Origin of the sequence: Aeromonas sp. R1-2, from assembly GCF_040908505.1 — a bacterium.
Classification (GTDB): domain Bacteria; phylum Pseudomonadota; class Gammaproteobacteria; order Enterobacterales; family Aeromonadaceae; genus Aeromonas; species Aeromonas veronii.
In genome coordinates, this window is record NZ_JBFODU010000027.1 from 90,598 (window position 1) to 106,085 (window position 15,488).

Sequence of the window (15,488 nt, forward strand, 5' to 3'; positions counted from 1 at the left end):
ATTGAAACTTTATATTTATTTTTCAAATACATATAAATAAAAATCAGATTTGAGACTCAATCTTTCCCACTGCATTGAGGCTAGTCGTTACTGGTCTGTTGTCAAAATGGCGCACTGGCTCGACAGTCGCCTCCATAGCTGGCTTAACGGAGAGTGCAGCCCCAACGGTAACGGCGCTCAAGCAGTTGATACTCGGGACGCACGCTCTGGCTCCAGGAGTCATCCCCGCCCACCCCCATATGGGCGCCATCGAGGCAGACCCACAGCCCCTCTTCGACCACCAGATCGCTCTGGTGACGGGCGGCGGCCAACTGCTGCTGACTGAAGCGGCTGGCACTGAAATGGAAGCTGCCGTTCACCGTCGTACTGCCCAGCTGCAACTGGCGGGTATCGCAGCGCAAGCCGTTGTCACTCGGGAAAATGTAAGGGGTGTGCATCGCCTCCAGCGGCAGGCTCCAGCGCCCCAGATCGGCGCCCAGCAGGCGATCCGGATAGTTTTCGTGCGGCCCACGCCCCAGCCATTCGGCTCGCGCTGGTACCTCGGCCAGATGGAGCAGCAGACCGATCCGCGGCAGCGAAGGCAGCGCTTGCGCCAGCTCGGTCTCTATCTCCAGGCTCATGGCTCCATCGTCGGTAAAGCGGTGATGCCAGTGACTCACCAGCAGCAGCTCATCGTGGTGGAAGTAGCCATGACTAACCCGGATATCCCCTCCGGCGACCGCGATCCCCAGACAGCGGTGCTGCCACTGACCGAGGCCACAGCCCTGCCAGCGGGCAATCCAGGAGTTGGGGTCAGCCTGATCCGCTTCGCTGGTGCCGATGTCGTTGTCGAGCGGCGCGCGGTAAAAGTGATCCATGATCGGCGCCAGCAACTGCTCCTGCCCCGATTTTTGCCAACTGGTGATGCGACCGCTCTGCTTGTCGAGCCGCCACTGACTGTTTGCGGTGGTGATCCGCCAGCCATCCGGCTGTTCGCTCAGGGTGGCGGCAGCGGCGGGAGCAGGGAGGGCAAGGGGGGTAGGCAGGGTGAACTGCTGACGGGCGACCTTGTGATCCACCTGCGACCATAGGGTTTCCTGTGGCTGCACGATGGCCAGATCGAGCCAGGTCAGTGAGCCTGCCGCAAAGGGGGGCAGCCTCTCGCTCAGGGTCAACTCGACCACCCCTTGCGGCACCAGCATGAGGGAAACCTCCCCCTGCTGCTGCACATGACCGTTCTCGCACAGCTGCCAGCAAAGCCGCTCGTTGTCGGTTTCCCGAAACAGGTATTCACTCTCGATCCGCACCCGCAGCGGGGTGTGCTCAAGCAGAGTGAAGCGGAACGGCTGCTGGGCACGCTTCGCCTCGCACAGGGCGGGATGGGGAGTGCGATCCGGGAACAGCAGGCCGTTGCAGCAGAACTGGCGATCGTTTTGCACATCACCAAAATCGCCGCCATAGCCCCAGTAGTGGCGACCATCGGCGGTGTATTTGTCGAGCCCCTGATCGACCCAATCCCAGACAAAGCCGCCCTGCAGACGTGGATGATCGCGAAACGCCTGCCAGTAGTGGGCGTAGCCCCCCAGACTGTTGCCCATGGCGTGGGCGTACTCGCAGAGGATCAGCGGCCGGTGCTCGCCGGGCAGGCCGATCCACTTGGCCAGCGCCCACTTGGGCACCGCCGGGAAGGGCTGATCCTGATGGGTTCTGGCATACATTGGGCAGATGATGTCGGTCGCCGGGGTATCTGCCCCGCCCCCCTCGTACTGCACCGGACGGCTCGGGTCGCTGCGCTTGATCCAGCCATACATGGCATCGTGGGCTGGGCCGTAACCCGACTCGTTGCCGAGCGACCAGATGATGATGGAGGGGTGGTTGAAATCCCGCGCCACCATGCGGGTCGCCCGCTCCAGAAAGGCGTTGCTCCAGGCGGGATCCCGCGCCAGCCGCCCCATGGGAGTCATGCCGTGGGTCTCCAGATTCGCCTCGTCCACCACATAGAGACCGAGCCGATCGCAGAGGCGATAGAAGTCGGGGTGGTTGGGATAGTGGGAACAGCGCACCGCATTGAAGTTGTGCCGCTTCATCAGCAGCAGATCCCGCTCCATGGTGGCGCGATCAATAGCATAACCCTTGGCGGGATGGTGTTCATGACGGTTGGCACCACGAACAAGCAGCGGCTGACCGTTGACCCGCAGCAGACCACCACGGATCTCCACCACCCGAAAGCCCACATCGCACGCCTCACTCTCGATGGCGCGGCCCTGCTCGTCCAGCAGGGTCAGGGTCAGGCGATAGAGATGAGGCGTCTCGGCGCTCCACTTGCGCGGCGCAGCCACGTCGAGCCAGAACTCGGCGCGATCGTCATACGCCCCTTTTTCATCAATGGCTTGGGTGCCGATTGGCTGGCGCAGGGTCGCGACCCGCTCGCTACCGTCATAGAGATTGGCCTCCACCGACAGACCGGCCCCATTGGCGACTTGCAGGGCAATCTTGAGACGGCCATCCCGATAGCAGGCATCCAGCTCGGGGGTCACCCACATATCCATCAGATGGCGGGACGGTTTGTGCAACAGGCTGACGGAGCGGAAGATCCCCGACAGCCACCACATATCCTGATCTTCCAGATAGGAGCCGTCGGACCAGCGCAGTACCAGCACCGCCAACCGGTTGCGACCGCTCTGCAGATAAGGAGTCAGATCGAATTCGGCGGGCAGGCGGCTGTCCTGGGAGTAGCCGACCCAGCGGCCGTTGCAAAAAAGGTGGAAGGCACTGCTCACCCCGTCGAAGATGATCCGGCTCTGGCCGCTTGCCAGCCAGTCGGCGGGCAATTCGAACTCGCGGGAGTAGCAACCGGTGGGGTTCTCTGCCGGCACCCGGGGCGGATCGCAGGGAAAGGGGTACTTGATATTGGTGTAGATGGGGCCATCGGTGAGCGGCCGCGCAGCCGGATAGGCGGCATCCAGCTGCCAGTTGCCCGGCACTGTAATGGGGCAGGCATCCACCAGATCCTGCGCCAGCCAACTCTCGGGCACCCGCTCGGGAGCGGCAAAGAAGGAGAAGCGCCACTCGCCATCGAGCAAGAGACGGGAGGAAGAGGCCAGATCACCCCTGGCATCCGCTTCGCTGCGCCAGCTGAACATGGGAGTATGGGCAGCCAGCCGGTTTACCGATGTAATGGCCTGAGTCTGCCAATCCTGACGCGCCACTATCTCCCTGAGCATTCACTCTCTCCCTGCTGATTGGAAAACGTATTCAGTCTAGAGAAGTATGACGCAGGGAACGGCGATCTCGCTCACACAGATGTAAACGATTACACTAATTTTGTTAAGTAAAGCGGAGTAAAAATGATTAAAAATAGGTAAAACAATAACTGTGCAAGAAACGGCCCCGAACAGGGCCACAAAAGGGGGCTATCCGGCCCGAACCGGTGCCACCGAGTGGCGATTGATCAGGGTGGGGGTATAGATCCGGCTCTGGGTCGCGTCACTCTCCCCCGCCGCCAGCTGAATGGCCAACTTGGCCGCCTGGGCCGCCATCAGCTCGATGGGATAGCGCAAGGTGGAGAGCTTGGGCCTCAGGTATCTGGCATAGATGATGTCATCGAAGCCCACCACCGAAACCTCCTCCGGCACTCGCAGGCCGTTGTCCGCCAGCACTGAGATGGCGCCAGCCGCCATGGCATCGTTATAGGCCACCACGGCGGTCACCTTGAGCCCCTTGGCCAGCAGGTTGAGCATGGCACGCTCCCCCCCCTCCTCGTTCGGCGTGCCACTCTCGATAAGCTCGGGATCGGCTGCCAGACCGGCTTCCATCAGTCCATCCTGATAGCCCTGCAGACGCAAGGTGGCATCCTCGATGGCGTGATCCGAGCTGATAAAGGCGATATGGCGGTGACCCAGTTCGATCAGGTGGCGAGTCGCCGTAGCCGCACCCAGCCGATTGTTGAGGGCGATGCAGCGTCCCTTGAGGGCCGGAATATCGCGGTTGATCAGCACCATGCCGGGCACTCGCATGGCGTAATCGTAAAGTTCCTCGTCGCTCAGCGCCTTGCTGTGCACCACCAGCGCCTCGCAACGCTTGCCGATCAGCAGCTCGATAGCCTCACGCTCCTGACGCGCCTTGTGAAAACCGTTACCCATCAGCAGGTGAAGGTTCTGCTCGACGGCGATGCCGGAGACACCCTTAACCAGTGCACCGAAGAAGGGATCGGCCACGTCACCGACCACCACCCCCATGGTGTCGCAAGTCTGGCTGACCAGTGCCCGCGCGTTGGCGTTGGGGGTGTAGCCCAGTTCAGCCATGGCCTTCTGCACCACTTCGCGAGACGCGGCGCTGGCCTTGGGGGAGTTGTTCATCACCCGTGAAACCGTTGCCACTGACACATTGGCCAAACGGGCGACATCCTTGATGGTGCTCATACTGTTTTCACTTCTTTCACTGTGCAATAGAGCGCCATTATACCCAGCAAACCCATTGAAAACAGGGATGAAACGTATATCTGCCGTCAGGATGATCACAAAAACAGTGTAATCGTTTACACTGTTTTGCAAGCAAGCTCACAGTTTGGTCGCCACACCCTCGGCTAGACTGCTTACAGACACTTTTCAGTGGAGAGCAAGATGAACGTTCTGGTCACCGGCGGTTGCGGATATATCGGCAGCCACACCTGTCTGGCCCTGCAAGCGGCAGGTATGAATCCCGTGGTGGTCGACAACCTCTGCAACAGCAAGCGCAGCGTATTGACTCGAGTCGCGGCTATCAGCGGCCAGCAACCCGTGTTCTATCAAGGAGATATTCGCGATGCCGCCCTGCTGGACCGGATCTTCGCCGAACAGCAGATCGATGCGGTGATCCACTTTGCCGCCCTTAAGGCGGTTGGCGAGTCGACCCGCATTCCGCTGGATTACTACGAGAACAACCTCAGCGGCACCCTCACCCTGCTGCAGGCGATGAAGCGGGCCAATGTGCACAATCTGGTGTTCAGCTCCTCGGCCACCGTCTATGGCGATCCCGCCAGCCTGCCGATCCGCGAGGATTTCCCTCGCAGCGCCACCAACCCTTACGGGCGATCCAAGCTGATCATCGAGGAGATCCTCGAAGATCTGCAGCTGGCCGAGCCCCACTGGAGCATGACCCTACTGCGCTACTTCAATCCGGTCGGCGCCCACGAATCGGGCACCATGGGTGAAGACCCGCAAGGGATCCCCAACAATCTGATGCCCTATATCACCCAGGTCGCCATTGGCCGTCGCGACTGCCTGTCTGTCTTTGGAAACGATTACCCCACCCCGGATGGCACTGGTGTGCGCGACTACATCCACGTGATGGATCTCGCCGAGGGGCACGTCAAGGCGCTGCAACACTGCGCCGGCAAGGGTGGCGTGCACACCTATAACTTGGGCACAGGCCAGGGCCAGAGTGTGTTGCAGCTGGTCGCCGCTTTCTCTGCAGCCTGTGGCAAGCCGCTGCCATTTCGCATCGAACCGCGCCGCCCGGGCGATATCGCCGCCTGCTGGGCCGATCCGGCCAAGGCGCAGCGTGAACTGGGCTGGCAGGCGACCCGCAACATCGACGCCATGTGCGCCGACAGCTGGCGCTGGCAATCCGCCAATCCGAACGGTTACGAGGAGTAGGCCTACCTGCTCCCCGGTAATAAACGACTCTATTTTTCAATACCTTACTCAGGAGAGATGATGTTCAACCCCGTCGATCATCCCCATCGCCGCTTCAACCCGCTGACCAGCCAGTATGTGCTGGTCTCCCCCCACCGGGCCAAACGCCCCTGGCAGGGACAGGTAGAGAAGGTGAGTCAGGCCCCCAAACAGGCCCACGATCCCGACTGCTTCCTCTGCGCCGGAAATACCCGGGTCACCGGTGACATCAACCCCGACTATCAGGGCACCTTCGTCTTTACCAACGACTTCGCCGCCCTGATGCAGGATACTCCGGCCGCCGACAACGCTGGCGACCCCCTGCTGAAGCTGGAAGCCACCCGCGGCACCAGCCGGGTCATCTGCTTCTCGCCGGATCACGGCAAGACCCTACCCGAGCTGCCGCTGCCCGCCATCGAAGGGGTGATCACCACCTGGATGGATCAGGTCGCCGAACTGTCGGCCCAGTGGGAGTGGGTGCAGGTGTTTGAAAACAAAGGGGCCGTCATGGGCTGCTCCAACCCGCACCCCCACGGCCAGATCTGGGGCAGCGACTTCCTGCCCAACGAGATCGCCCGCGAAGAGCAGCACCAGCGCGGCTGGCTGGCCGAGCACGGCCGCCCCATGCTGCTGGAGTATGTGGAGCGGGAGCTGGCGGATCGCTCGCGCATCGTGGTAGAGACCGAGCACTGGCTCGCCGTGGTTCCCTTCTGGGCCGCCTGGCCGTTCGAAACCCTGCTGCTGCCCAAGGCGCACGTCCCCTCCATGCTGAACCTGACCCAGGCCCAGCAACAGGATCTGGCGGTGGCGCTCAAGGAGCTCACCAGCCGCTACGACAACCTGTTCGAGTGCAGCTTCCCCTACTCCATGGGCTGGCACTTTGCACCACCAAAGTCGGATTGCCCCGAGGCCTGGCAGCTGCACGCCCACTTCTATCCGCCCCTGCTGCGCTCCGCTACCGTGCGCAAATTCATGGTGGGCTTCGAGATGCTGGCCGAAACCCAGCGCGACCTGACTCCGGAGCAGGCTGCCGAGCGGCTGCGTACCCTGAGCCCCATTCACTACACCCAGACCAGCCACACCAATGAGGAGGCCCTATGACCCCCAGCCAACGCGTCAGCACCGTTTTTGCCGAGCAATTTGCCAAAGCGCCCGATCTGCTGGTGCGTGCCCCCGGCCGCGTCAACCTCATCGGTGAACATACCGACTACAACGACGGCTTCGTGCTGCCCTGCGCCATCGACTACGAGACCTGCGTTGCCATCGGCCTGCGCGATGACCGACAAGTGCAGGTGATCGCCGCCGACTACGACAACCAGCGCGACCAGTTCGACCTCGACCAGCCTATCGAGCACCACCCCAGCCAACGCTGGAGCGACTACATCCGCGGCGTGGTGAAGTATCTGCAGGAGCGCGGTTATGCCCTGCGCGGCCTCGATCTGGTGGTCTCCGGCAACGTGCCGCAGGGGGCGGGGCTCTCCTCCTCTGCCTCGCTGGAAGTGGCCATCGGTCAGGCCTTCAAGGAGGCGCTGGGGCTCGACATCAGCCAGGCCGAGATAGCCCTCAACGGTCAGCAGGCGGAGAACAAGTTCGTCGGCTGCAACTGCGGCATCATGGATCAGATGATCTCCGCCAGCGGCAAAACAGACCACGCCCTGCTACTCGACTGTCGCTCGCTGGAGACCCGCCTCATCCCCATGCCGGCGGATCTGGCGGTGCTGATCGTCAACTCCAATGTGCGCCGCGGTCTGGTGGACAGCGAATACAACACTCGTCGCCAGCAGTGTGAAGCGGCCGCCCATCACTACGGGGTCAAGGCGCTGCGCGACCTCGATCTGGCCGGACTGGAAGCGGGCAAAGCCGGGCTGGATGAGGCCTGCTATCGCCGTGCCCGCCACATCGTCGGTGAAAACGCCCGCACCCTGGCGGCCGCCGATGCGCTGGCGAGCCACGACCTGACCCGCCTCAGCGAGCTGATGGCCGAGTCGCACGCCGCCATGCGCGATGACTTCGAGATCACAGTGCCCGCCATCGATGGTCTGGTGGAGATCATCAAGGCTAAAATCGGCACAGATGGCGGCGTGCGGATGACCGGCGGCGGCTTCGGCGGCTGTGTAGTCGCCCTGCTGCGCCCCGAGAAAGTGGCCGAGGTGATTGCCGCCGTCGAGGCGGAGTATCCGGCCATCTCGGGCCTCAAGGCCGACTGCTACGTCTGCTCTGCCAGCGCCGGTGCAGGCAAGCTATGAGCAGCGCCATGACCCCGTTCGAACTGGAAAATGAAGAGGGGCTGCGGCTGCGCGGCCTCGACTTCGGCGCCACCCTCACCTCCCTCACCCTGCCGGTGGCGGGCAAACGGCGCGAAGTGCTGCTGGGTTGTGCCGACAACGCCTATCCCACCCAACAGGTGTGGCTGGGCGCGGTGGCAGGACGCTTTGCCAACCGCATCGGCGGTGCCGAGCTGGTACGTGATGGCCAGCACTGGCCGCTGGATGCCAATCAGGCACCCAATTGTCTGCACGGCGGGCAGGCGGGCTTTCATCGCAAGCAGTGGCAGATCAAAGAGCTGGAGGCGGATCGGGTCAAGCTGGCGTTGCTCTCGCGAGCGGGGGATCAGGGCTTTCCCGGCAATCTGCGGGTCACCCTGGAGTACCGGCTTGAGCAGAGCGATCTGGTGGTCGATTTTGTGGCCAGCACGGATGCCGCAACGCCGGTCAGCCTCACCAGCCACGCCTACTTCAATCTCGATGGGCAAACCGATGGCGGCGATATCCGTGACCACCTCATCAGCATCAATGCCGACCACTTCCTGCCGACCGACCCGAGCGGTTTGCCGATCGCCATCACCCCGGTGGAGGGGCCGCTCGATCTGCGCCAAGAGCGCCTTGTCGGGCTGGATTGGCTGAGCCATCCCCAGCAACAACAGGCCAAGGGATACGACCATGCCTTTGTGCTCAACGGCCCGGCGCAGGAGTGGGCAGCTCGCGTGGTATCGGGTGACAGACAGCTGGCGATGGAGGTCTACACCAACCAACCCTCGCTGCAGTTTTACACCGGCAACTGGCTGGCCAACACCCCGAACCGTAGCGGCCAGTCGCACCGGGATCACGACGGCTTCTGTCTTGAGGCGCAACAGCTACCGGACAGCCCCAATCGCCCCGAGCTGGGCGACCCCTGGCTGTTGCCGGGCGGGCGTTATCACCACCAGACCCGCTACCGTTTTATCCGCGACTGACTTAAAGGTTTCATGATTTTTACATAGCCTCAGCAGTCACTATCGAGCAAGATAAGCCGCCCCGAGACCCTCCCGGGGCGTTTTTACATCAACGAAGTGAAGGATTGTTTGTTCGATGACTGACACTTATAGCCTGCTGGTCGCCTTTATTCTGGGCGTCGTCGAGGGGCTGACCGAGTTCCTCCCCGTCTCCTCCACCGGCCACATGATTATCGTCGGCCATCTGCTGGGCTTTGAAGGGCCCAAGGCTGCCACCTTCGAAGTGGTGATCCAGCTTGGCTCCATCCTCGCCGTCGTCGCCGTCTTCTGGCGCCGCCTGTTTGGCCTGATTGGCATCCACTTTGGCCAGAAGCCCTCTCAGGATCATGCCACCCTGTCGCTGATCCACGTCATCCTCGGCATGCTGCCCGCCATCGTGGTCGGTCTGGCCATCCACAGCTGGATCAAGGCCAACTTGTTTGGTCCACAGACCGTAATGTACGCACTGGTCGCGGGGGGCATCCTGCTGATCATCGCCGAGAAGTTCCGCCCGGCCGTCACAGCCGAAACCCTGGATGACATCAGCTACAAGCAGGCGTTCGGCATCGGTCTGTTCCAGTGTCTGGCCCTGTGGCCCGGCTTCTCCCGCTCCGGCGCCACCATCAGTGGTGGCATGCTGATGGGGATCAGCCGTCACGCCGCCGCCGAGTTCTCCTTCATCATGGCTGTGCCCATGATGGTTGCGGCCAGTGGGCTTGATCTCTACAAGAGCCGCGATTTCCTCTCGATGGCCGACTTCCCGATGTTTGCAGTGGGCTTTATCACCGCCTTCGTGGTAGCGATGTTTGCGATCAAGACCTTCCTGACATTGATCCGCCGCATCGACTTTATCCCGTTCGCCATCTACCGCTTTATCGTGGCATTCGCCGTCTATCTGGTGTTTGTCGCCTGATCGGCAGCCTGCAATGAAATGACAAAAGGGACCAACTTGGTCCCTTTTTCTATGGCGTCATGGTGCTTAGTAGAGGTGCTGGCTGATGCCGTTCAGCAGCCGCGACAGCCCCTTGGTGAACTGCACCGGCGCATCCTGCACCGTGTAGCAGAGGCAACCGTCCGGCGTATGCGGACTGTGGGAGTGGCTGGCATCGCGCCAGATGAAATCCCCCGCCTTGTAAAGGGTATCGCCATCCTGAATATTGCCCGCCAGCAGCAGGGTCAGCTCATAACCCTGATGGGTGTGCTCGGGGATGCGGCCGCCCGCTTCGATATGGAGCAGGCTGGCGCGCGCCCCCATCTCGTCCAGCGGCAGACTCTGCTGACGAATGGCCCCGATATGACGCCACTTGGGCGAACGGTAGCGGGCCAGCACCCGTGGCAAACGGTAGGCCTGCCCGGCTACCTCCAGCTCGCCGTGCTGCGTTCGGGGCTGGTCATGTGTTGGCTCGGAGAGGGGCTCTGCCAGCGGCTGCGCCAGAATATCCGCCAGCATGGCGTCGAATCCGGCGTCCAGTCCCACTTCATCGCGGGAGTCCAGCTCGGGCTCTGCTGGCGAGGCAAGATATTGCTGCGCCAGCTCCTCTTCGAATGTCTTCAGTCGGGCAGCACAATCGGGGCAGAGTTCACAGTGAGCGGAGAGCCCTACCGCCAGCGGCAGAGGGAGCTCGTCGGCGGCGAAGGCGCGCAGCATAGGGTTGGTCGGATGGGCTTTAATCATGGCCTTGCTCCACTTGCTCTTTCAGTTTCTGTAACGCCAGCCGGAGGCGGGACTTGATGGTGCCGAGCGGCACGCCGAGTCGCTCCGCCAGCTCCTGCTGGGAGAACTCCTGCAGATAGATGCCACGCACCACCTGCTGTTGCGGCTCCGGCAGGGTGCCCAGATAGTGGGCCATCTGACGGGTCAGCACCGCATCCTCACCGCCGCTCAGGTGCTCCTCTTCGGCCTGAAACTCCAGCACCGGCCACAGCTCCTCGGCACAGAGATCCTCCTTGCTGGCGCGACGACGGCGCAGCATGTCGAAGCACTGGTTGCGCATCACGGTATAGATCCAGGTGGTCGGCGCCCCCTTCTCGGGGTGGTAGAGACGCGCCTTCTGCCACACCAGCAGCATGGTCTCCTGCACCAGCTCCATGGCGTTGGCTTCGCTGCCGAGGTGGCGCAGGCCGTAGCTGCGAATACGCGGCGCAAAGTGTTGGAACAGGCGGGCAAAAGCAGTCTTGTCGGCCTGCTCTGCCACCCTGATCAGCAGAGATTTGAGGTCGCCATCCGGGTTATCCATCACGGGCGAGGTCCTGCGTATGGTCGAGTGTGGTTGGCCAGTATATGCCATTGCGCCATCCCTTTGGTGTGCTGTCGAACATGCTGTGGTGATGACTTGTACGGCGCTGCGGCAGTGGCGGATCAGCGGGTCAGAAAAAATCAGTGGCTGGCCACCAGTACCCCCTTGAGCAGGGCGATGGCGGGCTGATTGTCGGCGGCAGCTAGCAGCAACTGCTTCTGCTCGGGGGGGATCGGCAGCACCTCCAGCCAGCGCTGGGCCACCCAGTTGCCATCGTCCCAGCAGGGGGCGGGATAGAGGGCGGCATAGTCGGGATAGTCGGCAAACACCTCCCGCAATGCCTCGACCAGCGGTTGCTGATCGGGATGGAGTCGGCGGGGCGGCCAGGCCGTCAGCGGCGTCACCTCGCCGATACGCAGGCCATCGGGCTCCAGCCACAGATCCTCTATCTGCACCCGCTCCATCCCCTGCACCGTGATCCCCAGCATGCCGTCCGGCAGCCGGTCGAAATCGATGATGGTGACCCGGGTGGCGATGGGCAGCATGTTGCGCAGGGCGTCGGGCTGGCGAGGGTCCACCATGCAGAGGGCAAAGCCGGACTCCCCCGCCTCTGCGATCATCCGCTGGTATCTCGGTTCGAAGATCCGCAGCGGCATGATGCCGCCGGGCAGCAGGTGGGCAGATAGGGGAAACAGCGCCAGTCGCATCGCAAACTCCTCGGTTGGGAACCTCTGTTGATACGCCGGGCCAGAGGGAGGAGATCATTCCCGTCAGCGGAAAGGAAAAACCCTTAACAATCAGGGGAAAATAGCCTGGACAAGCCGCTTCGATATGCAGTAGAAATGGATAAGCACCGTAATTTCCGCCCAATATTCTGGAATATGGCGCCAAACGCAGTGAAATATCCGCCCGACAGCGAGCGGCGGGTCATCCCTATAGTTTTCTCGGGCCGATGCGGGTAAAATTCACGCCCTTATATATCAGTCATTTTTCGACGCGCAACCTTGGTGGTCAGTTATGAAAGAGCATATTCATCATCTACTTGAACAAACGGTAGCCAATCTCAAGTCAGCAGGCGTCCTGCCGGCGGACCTGGAAGCCCGCGTGCAAGTAGACCGATGCAAGGAAAAAGCTCACGGCGACCTGGCTACCAACCTGGCCATGCTGCTGGCCAAACCGGCCCGCAAGAATCCCCGTGAGCTGGCAGCGGCCATCATCGAGCACCTGCCCGCCTCCGACCTGATCGCCAAGGTCGAGATCGCCGGTCCCGGCTTCATCAACTTCTTCTTCGACCAGCGCTGGCTGGCCGGTCAGGTCGAGGCCATGGTGACCTCTGCCAACGCCAACGTGAAGTTGCCGACCCCACAGACCGTGGTGGTGGACTACTCCGCCCCCAACGTGGCCAAAGAGATGGCGGTACACCACATTCGTTCCACCGTACTCGGTGACGTGGCTGCGCGCGCGCTGGAGTTCCTCGGCCACAAAGTGATCCGCGCCAACCACATCGGCGACTGGGGCACCCAGTTCGGCATGCTGATCGCCTATCTGGAGAAGATGTCCAACGAGCACGCCAGCGACATGGCGCTCAAGGATCTGGAAGCCTTCTACACCCAGGCCAAGCGTTGCTACGACGAAGACGAAGCCTTCGCCGAGCGCGCCCGTAACTACGTGGTCAAGCTGCAGGGCGGCGACGAGTACTGCCGTACCATGTGGAAGAAGCTGGTCGACATGACCATGGAACAGAACCAGATCAACTACGACCGCCTGAATGTCTCCCTGACCAACAAGGACATCATGGGCGAGTCCATGTACAACGACATGCTGCCGGAGATCGTGGCCGACCTGAAAGCCAAGGGGCTGGCGGTCGAGAGCGAAGGCGCCACCGTTGTCTTCCTGGACGAGTTCAAGAACAAGGATGGCGAGGCCATGGGCGTCATCATCCAGAAGAGCGATGGCGGTTTCCTCTACACCACCACCGACATCGCCTGTGCCAAATACCGTTATGAAACCTTGGGCGCCGACCGTGTCATGTACTTCATCGACTCCCGTCAGCACCAGCACCTGATGCAGGCCTGGACCATCACCCGCAAGGCGGGCTATGTGCCGGAATCCGTACCGCTTGAGCACCACGCCTTCGGCATGATGCTGGGCAAGGATGGTCGTCCCTACAAGACCCGCTCTGGTGGCACCGTCAAGCTGGTTGACCTGCTGAACGAAGCCGAAGAGCGCGCCGCTGCGCTGCTGGAAAGCCGCAACAGCGACCTCTCTGCCGAAGAGAAGGCCAACGTGGTCAACGCCATCGCCATGGGCGCGGTGAAGTATGCGGATCTCTCCAAGAACCGCACTACCGACTACATCTTCGACTGGGATCTGATGCTGTCGTTTGAAGGCAACACTGCCCCTTACCTGCAGTACGCCTACACCCGTATCCAGTCCATCTTCCGCAAGGCCAACATCGATGCCGAGACGCTGACCGGCAACGTGACCCTGAACGAAGAGGCCGAAGAGGTGCTGGCCCAGAAGCTGATCCAGTTCTCCGACGCGGTCAACGGCGTGGCCGACAAAGGCATGCCGCACCTGCTCTGTACCTACCTGTACGAGTTGTCCGGCAACTTCATGACCTTCTATGAAGCCTGCCCGATCAACAAGGATGGCGTGGACGAAGCAACCCGTCAGAGCCGTCTGCTGCTGTGCGCCGCCACCGCCAAGGTGCTGAAACTGGGCCTCGGCGTACTGGGCATCCATACCCTGGAGCGCATGTAATAGATGGCAACCCGGGATTATGTCGGCAGCCGCCCGCGACGTCGGGCGGGTGGCCGCAATACCAAGAAAGCGGCCCCTCGCCGCTTTCCTGTTATTCCAGTGCTGCTGGTCGTGGCACTGCTGGCAGGCTTTGGTGGCTTCCTTTACATGATCAATGGCAAGGGCAACGACGCCCCCACCATTGAGGAGCAGGTAAAGGCCAACAAGCCAAAAGCGCAGAATAACGGGCTGCCTCAGGAGAAGTGGAGCTACATCGAACGGCTTGAGAACAAGCAGGTCGATATCATAGAGCCGCCGACCCAGCCGGGTGTGCTGCCGCCACCGCCGGCAGATACCATGACCCTGCAGCCGGAAAAACTGCCGCAGCCGGTGCCGACCGACATTCCCCAACCGGGAACGCCTATCGGCCAGCCCAAGCCCTATCAGCCCAATCCGGCGACCACCCCTTCCACCTCCGGAGCGCCGGTTGCCAGCGCGCAAGAGCAGGTGATCGACCGCAAGGCCGAACGGGAACGGATGGAGCGGGAGATCCGTGCCGAGCTGGAACGGGAGCGCGCCGAAGCGGCCAAGGCCAAAGCGGCGACCCCGCCAGCCCAGACCGCAGCCGCCGACAGCGGTCGCTATATGATGCAGTGCGCCGCCCTGCGCTCGCAGGATTCCGCAGAGTCGCTCAAGGCACGTATCGCCTTCACCGCCGGCCTCTCTTCCAGCCTGCAGGTGATCAATGGCGCCAACGGCACCGTCTACAAGGTGATGGTGGGCCCCTTCAACGGCAAGGTGGCCGCCGACGCGGCCAACAGCAAGCTGCAGAGCTCCGGCATCAGCGGCTGCATTCCCAAGAAAGGGTAATCCGCTTACCGATGACGCAGGGCCGAGTGGCAACACCCGGCCCTGTTCTTTTGGTGTCACTCGCACCCACGCTCTTTACTACCCCGTTTATCCCGACCAAAGGCAGGGTTGAAAAGCCCGTTTGCCATCCCCATCTTTCTTGCCATGCACAGTCAGGCCGTCATTCGGCTCAAGCGAGGTAAGTAAAGTGACTACCATAGTTTCAGTTCGCCGCAACGGTCAGGTCGTCATCGGTGGCGATGGCCAGGTCTCTCTTGGCAACACCGTCATGAAGGGCAACGCCCGCAAGGTTCATCGTCTCTATAACGGCAAGGTGCTGGCCGGTTTCGCTGGCGGTACCGCCGACGCCTTCACCCTGCTCGAGCGTTTCGAAGCAAAACTGCAGGCCCATCAGGGTAATCTGGAGCGCGCCGCCGTGGCGCTGGCCAAAGATTGGCGCACCGATCGCGCCCTGCGCCGCCTCGAAGCGCTGCTGGCCGTGGCCGACGAACACAAATCCTTCATCATCACCGGCAACGGTGACGTGGTGCAGCCGGAGCACGATCTCATCGCCATCGGCAGCGGCGGCAACTTCGCCCAGTCCGCCGCCATCGCGCTGCTGGAAAACACCGAGCTGGATGCCAGGACCATTGTCGAGAAGTCCCTCAAGATTGCGGGCGACATCTGCGTCTTCACCAACGGCAACCACACCATTGAAGTGCTGGACTATTCGGCGAAATAAGGCCGCCAGCCAAACCCAATTTCCCAAGGGGTGGG

Annotated in this window: 13 protein-coding genes; 8 read left to right on the forward strand and 5 right to left on the reverse strand. The window is 61.9% G+C overall.

Features of this window, described 5'->3' with window-relative positions:
- Window positions 1-143: 143 nt before the first annotated feature.
- Together AB5Y76_RS10840 and AB5Y76_RS10845 are read right to left on the reverse strand one after the other, a co-directional pair.
- On the reverse strand, window positions 144-3,203 hold the full coding sequence (locus AB5Y76_RS10840; protein WP_263717983.1) for a beta-galactosidase: 3,060 nt from the start codon (window positions 3,201-3,203) through the stop codon (window positions 144-146).
- Window positions 3,204-3,392: 189 nt separating this feature from the next.
- Entirely contained in the window at window positions 3,393-4,400 is a 1,008-nt protein-coding gene (locus AB5Y76_RS10845; protein WP_263717982.1) for a substrate-binding domain-containing protein, read from the reverse strand.
- A 201-nt stretch (window positions 4,401-4,601) separates the two neighbouring features.
- On the opposite strand from AB5Y76_RS10845, the gene galE reads away from it, so the two are divergent.
- The 5 genes from galE to bacA all read left to right on the forward strand — a co-directional run bounded on the left by galE (window position 4,602) and on the right by bacA (window position 9,796).
- Window positions 4,602-5,615, forward strand: a complete 1,014-nt coding sequence (gene galE / locus AB5Y76_RS10850; RefSeq protein ID WP_263717981.1) for a UDP-glucose 4-epimerase GalE — start codon at window positions 4,602-4,604, stop codon at window positions 5,613-5,615.
- Between the two features lie 60 nt (window positions 5,616-5,675).
- The gene (locus AB5Y76_RS10855; RefSeq protein ID WP_263718008.1) at window positions 5,676-6,734 is read left to right on the forward strand and encodes a UDP-glucose--hexose-1-phosphate uridylyltransferase; all 1,059 of its coding nucleotides are present in this window, start codon (window positions 5,676-5,678) and stop codon (window positions 6,732-6,734) included.
- Window positions 6,731-7,879 (forward strand): galactokinase, encoded by a 1,149-nt coding sequence (gene galK / locus AB5Y76_RS10860; RefSeq protein WP_263717980.1) that lies wholly within the window; start codon window positions 6,731-6,733, stop codon window positions 7,877-7,879. Before AB5Y76_RS10855 ends, galK begins: the two co-directional genes overlap by 4 nt.
- Window positions 7,876-8,865: a galactose-1-epimerase gene (gene galM, locus AB5Y76_RS10865; RefSeq protein ID WP_263717979.1), complete on the forward strand. Its 990-nt coding sequence runs from the start codon at window positions 7,876-7,878 to the stop codon at window positions 8,863-8,865. Before galK ends, galM begins: the two co-directional genes overlap by 4 nt.
- A gap of 115 nt (window positions 8,866-8,980) precedes the next feature.
- Entirely contained in the window at window positions 8,981-9,796 is an 816-nt protein-coding gene (gene bacA, locus AB5Y76_RS10870) for an undecaprenyl-diphosphate phosphatase (protein ID WP_167571508.1), read from the forward strand.
- A gap of 66 nt (window positions 9,797-9,862) precedes the next feature.
- Here the strand turns inward: bacA and AB5Y76_RS10875 are convergent, their stop codons facing one another.
- The 3 genes from AB5Y76_RS10875 to AB5Y76_RS10885 all read right to left on the reverse strand — a co-directional run bounded on the left by AB5Y76_RS10875 (window position 9,863) and on the right by AB5Y76_RS10885 (window position 11,827).
- Window positions 9,863-10,558: a ChrR family anti-sigma-E factor gene (locus tag AB5Y76_RS10875; RefSeq protein WP_263717978.1), complete on the reverse strand. Its 696-nt coding sequence runs from the start codon at window positions 10,556-10,558 to the stop codon at window positions 9,863-9,865.
- A complete protein-coding gene (locus AB5Y76_RS10880; RefSeq protein ID WP_263718007.1) occupies window positions 10,551-11,120 on the reverse strand; it encodes a sigma-70 family RNA polymerase sigma factor in 570 nt (189 codons plus the stop codon). Before AB5Y76_RS10880 ends, AB5Y76_RS10875 begins: the two co-directional genes overlap by 8 nt.
- Before the next feature lie 140 nt (window positions 11,121-11,260).
- Window positions 11,261-11,827 (reverse strand): LON peptidase substrate-binding domain-containing protein, encoded by a 567-nt coding sequence (locus tag AB5Y76_RS10885; RefSeq protein WP_263717977.1) that lies wholly within the window; start codon window positions 11,825-11,827, stop codon window positions 11,261-11,263.
- A 310-nt stretch (window positions 11,828-12,137) separates the two neighbouring features.
- On the opposite strand from AB5Y76_RS10885, the gene argS reads away from it, so the two are divergent.
- From argS to hslV, 3 genes are all read left to right on the forward strand, one after another.
- Entirely contained in the window at window positions 12,138-13,883 is a 1,746-nt protein-coding gene (gene argS, locus AB5Y76_RS10890) for an arginine--tRNA ligase (protein WP_263717976.1), read from the forward strand.
- A gap of 3 nt (window positions 13,884-13,886) precedes the next feature.
- The gene (locus tag AB5Y76_RS10895) at window positions 13,887-14,732 is read left to right on the forward strand and encodes an SPOR domain-containing protein (RefSeq protein WP_100644793.1); all 846 of its coding nucleotides are present in this window, start codon (window positions 13,887-13,889) and stop codon (window positions 14,730-14,732) included.
- Between the two features lie 187 nt (window positions 14,733-14,919).
- Window positions 14,920-15,453, forward strand: a complete 534-nt coding sequence (gene hslV / locus AB5Y76_RS10900; RefSeq protein ID WP_005340772.1) for an ATP-dependent protease subunit HslV — start codon at window positions 14,920-14,922, stop codon at window positions 15,451-15,453.
- Window positions 15,454-15,488: the final 35 nt, after the last annotated feature.

Coding starts and splice junctions, on each gene's coding strand:
- galE (WP_263717981.1), top strand. CDS start 4,602: ATGAACGTTCTGGTCACCGGCGGTTGCGGATATATCGGCAGCCACACC.
- bacA (WP_167571508.1), top strand. CDS start 8,981: ATGACTGACACTTATAGCCTGCTGGTCGCCTTTATTCTGGGCGTCGTC.
- AB5Y76_RS10875 (WP_263717978.1), bottom strand. CDS start 10,558: ATGATTAAAGCCCATCCGACCAACCCTATGCTGCGCGCCTTCGCCGCC.
- AB5Y76_RS10895 (WP_100644793.1), top strand. CDS start 13,887: ATGGCAACCCGGGATTATGTCGGCAGCCGCCCGCGACGTCGGGCGGGT.
- AB5Y76_RS10845 (WP_263717982.1), bottom strand. CDS start 4,400: ATGAGCACCATCAAGGATGTCGCCCGTTTGGCCAATGTGTCAGTGGCA.
- AB5Y76_RS10855 (WP_263718008.1), top strand. CDS start 5,676: ATGTTCAACCCCGTCGATCATCCCCATCGCCGCTTCAACCCGCTGACC.
- galM (WP_263717979.1), top strand. CDS start 7,876: ATGAGCAGCGCCATGACCCCGTTCGAACTGGAAAATGAAGAGGGGCTG.
- galK (WP_263717980.1), top strand. CDS start 6,731: ATGACCCCCAGCCAACGCGTCAGCACCGTTTTTGCCGAGCAATTTGCC.
- AB5Y76_RS10840 (WP_263717983.1), bottom strand. CDS start 3,203: ATGCTCAGGGAGATAGTGGCGCGTCAGGATTGGCAGACTCAGGCCATT.
- argS (WP_263717976.1), top strand. CDS start 12,138: ATGAAAGAGCATATTCATCATCTACTTGAACAAACGGTAGCCAATCTC.
- AB5Y76_RS10885 (WP_263717977.1), bottom strand. CDS start 11,827: ATGCGACTGGCGCTGTTTCCCCTATCTGCCCACCTGCTGCCCGGCGGC.
- AB5Y76_RS10880 (WP_263718007.1), bottom strand. CDS start 11,120: ATGGATAACCCGGATGGCGACCTCAAATCTCTGCTGATCAGGGTGGCA.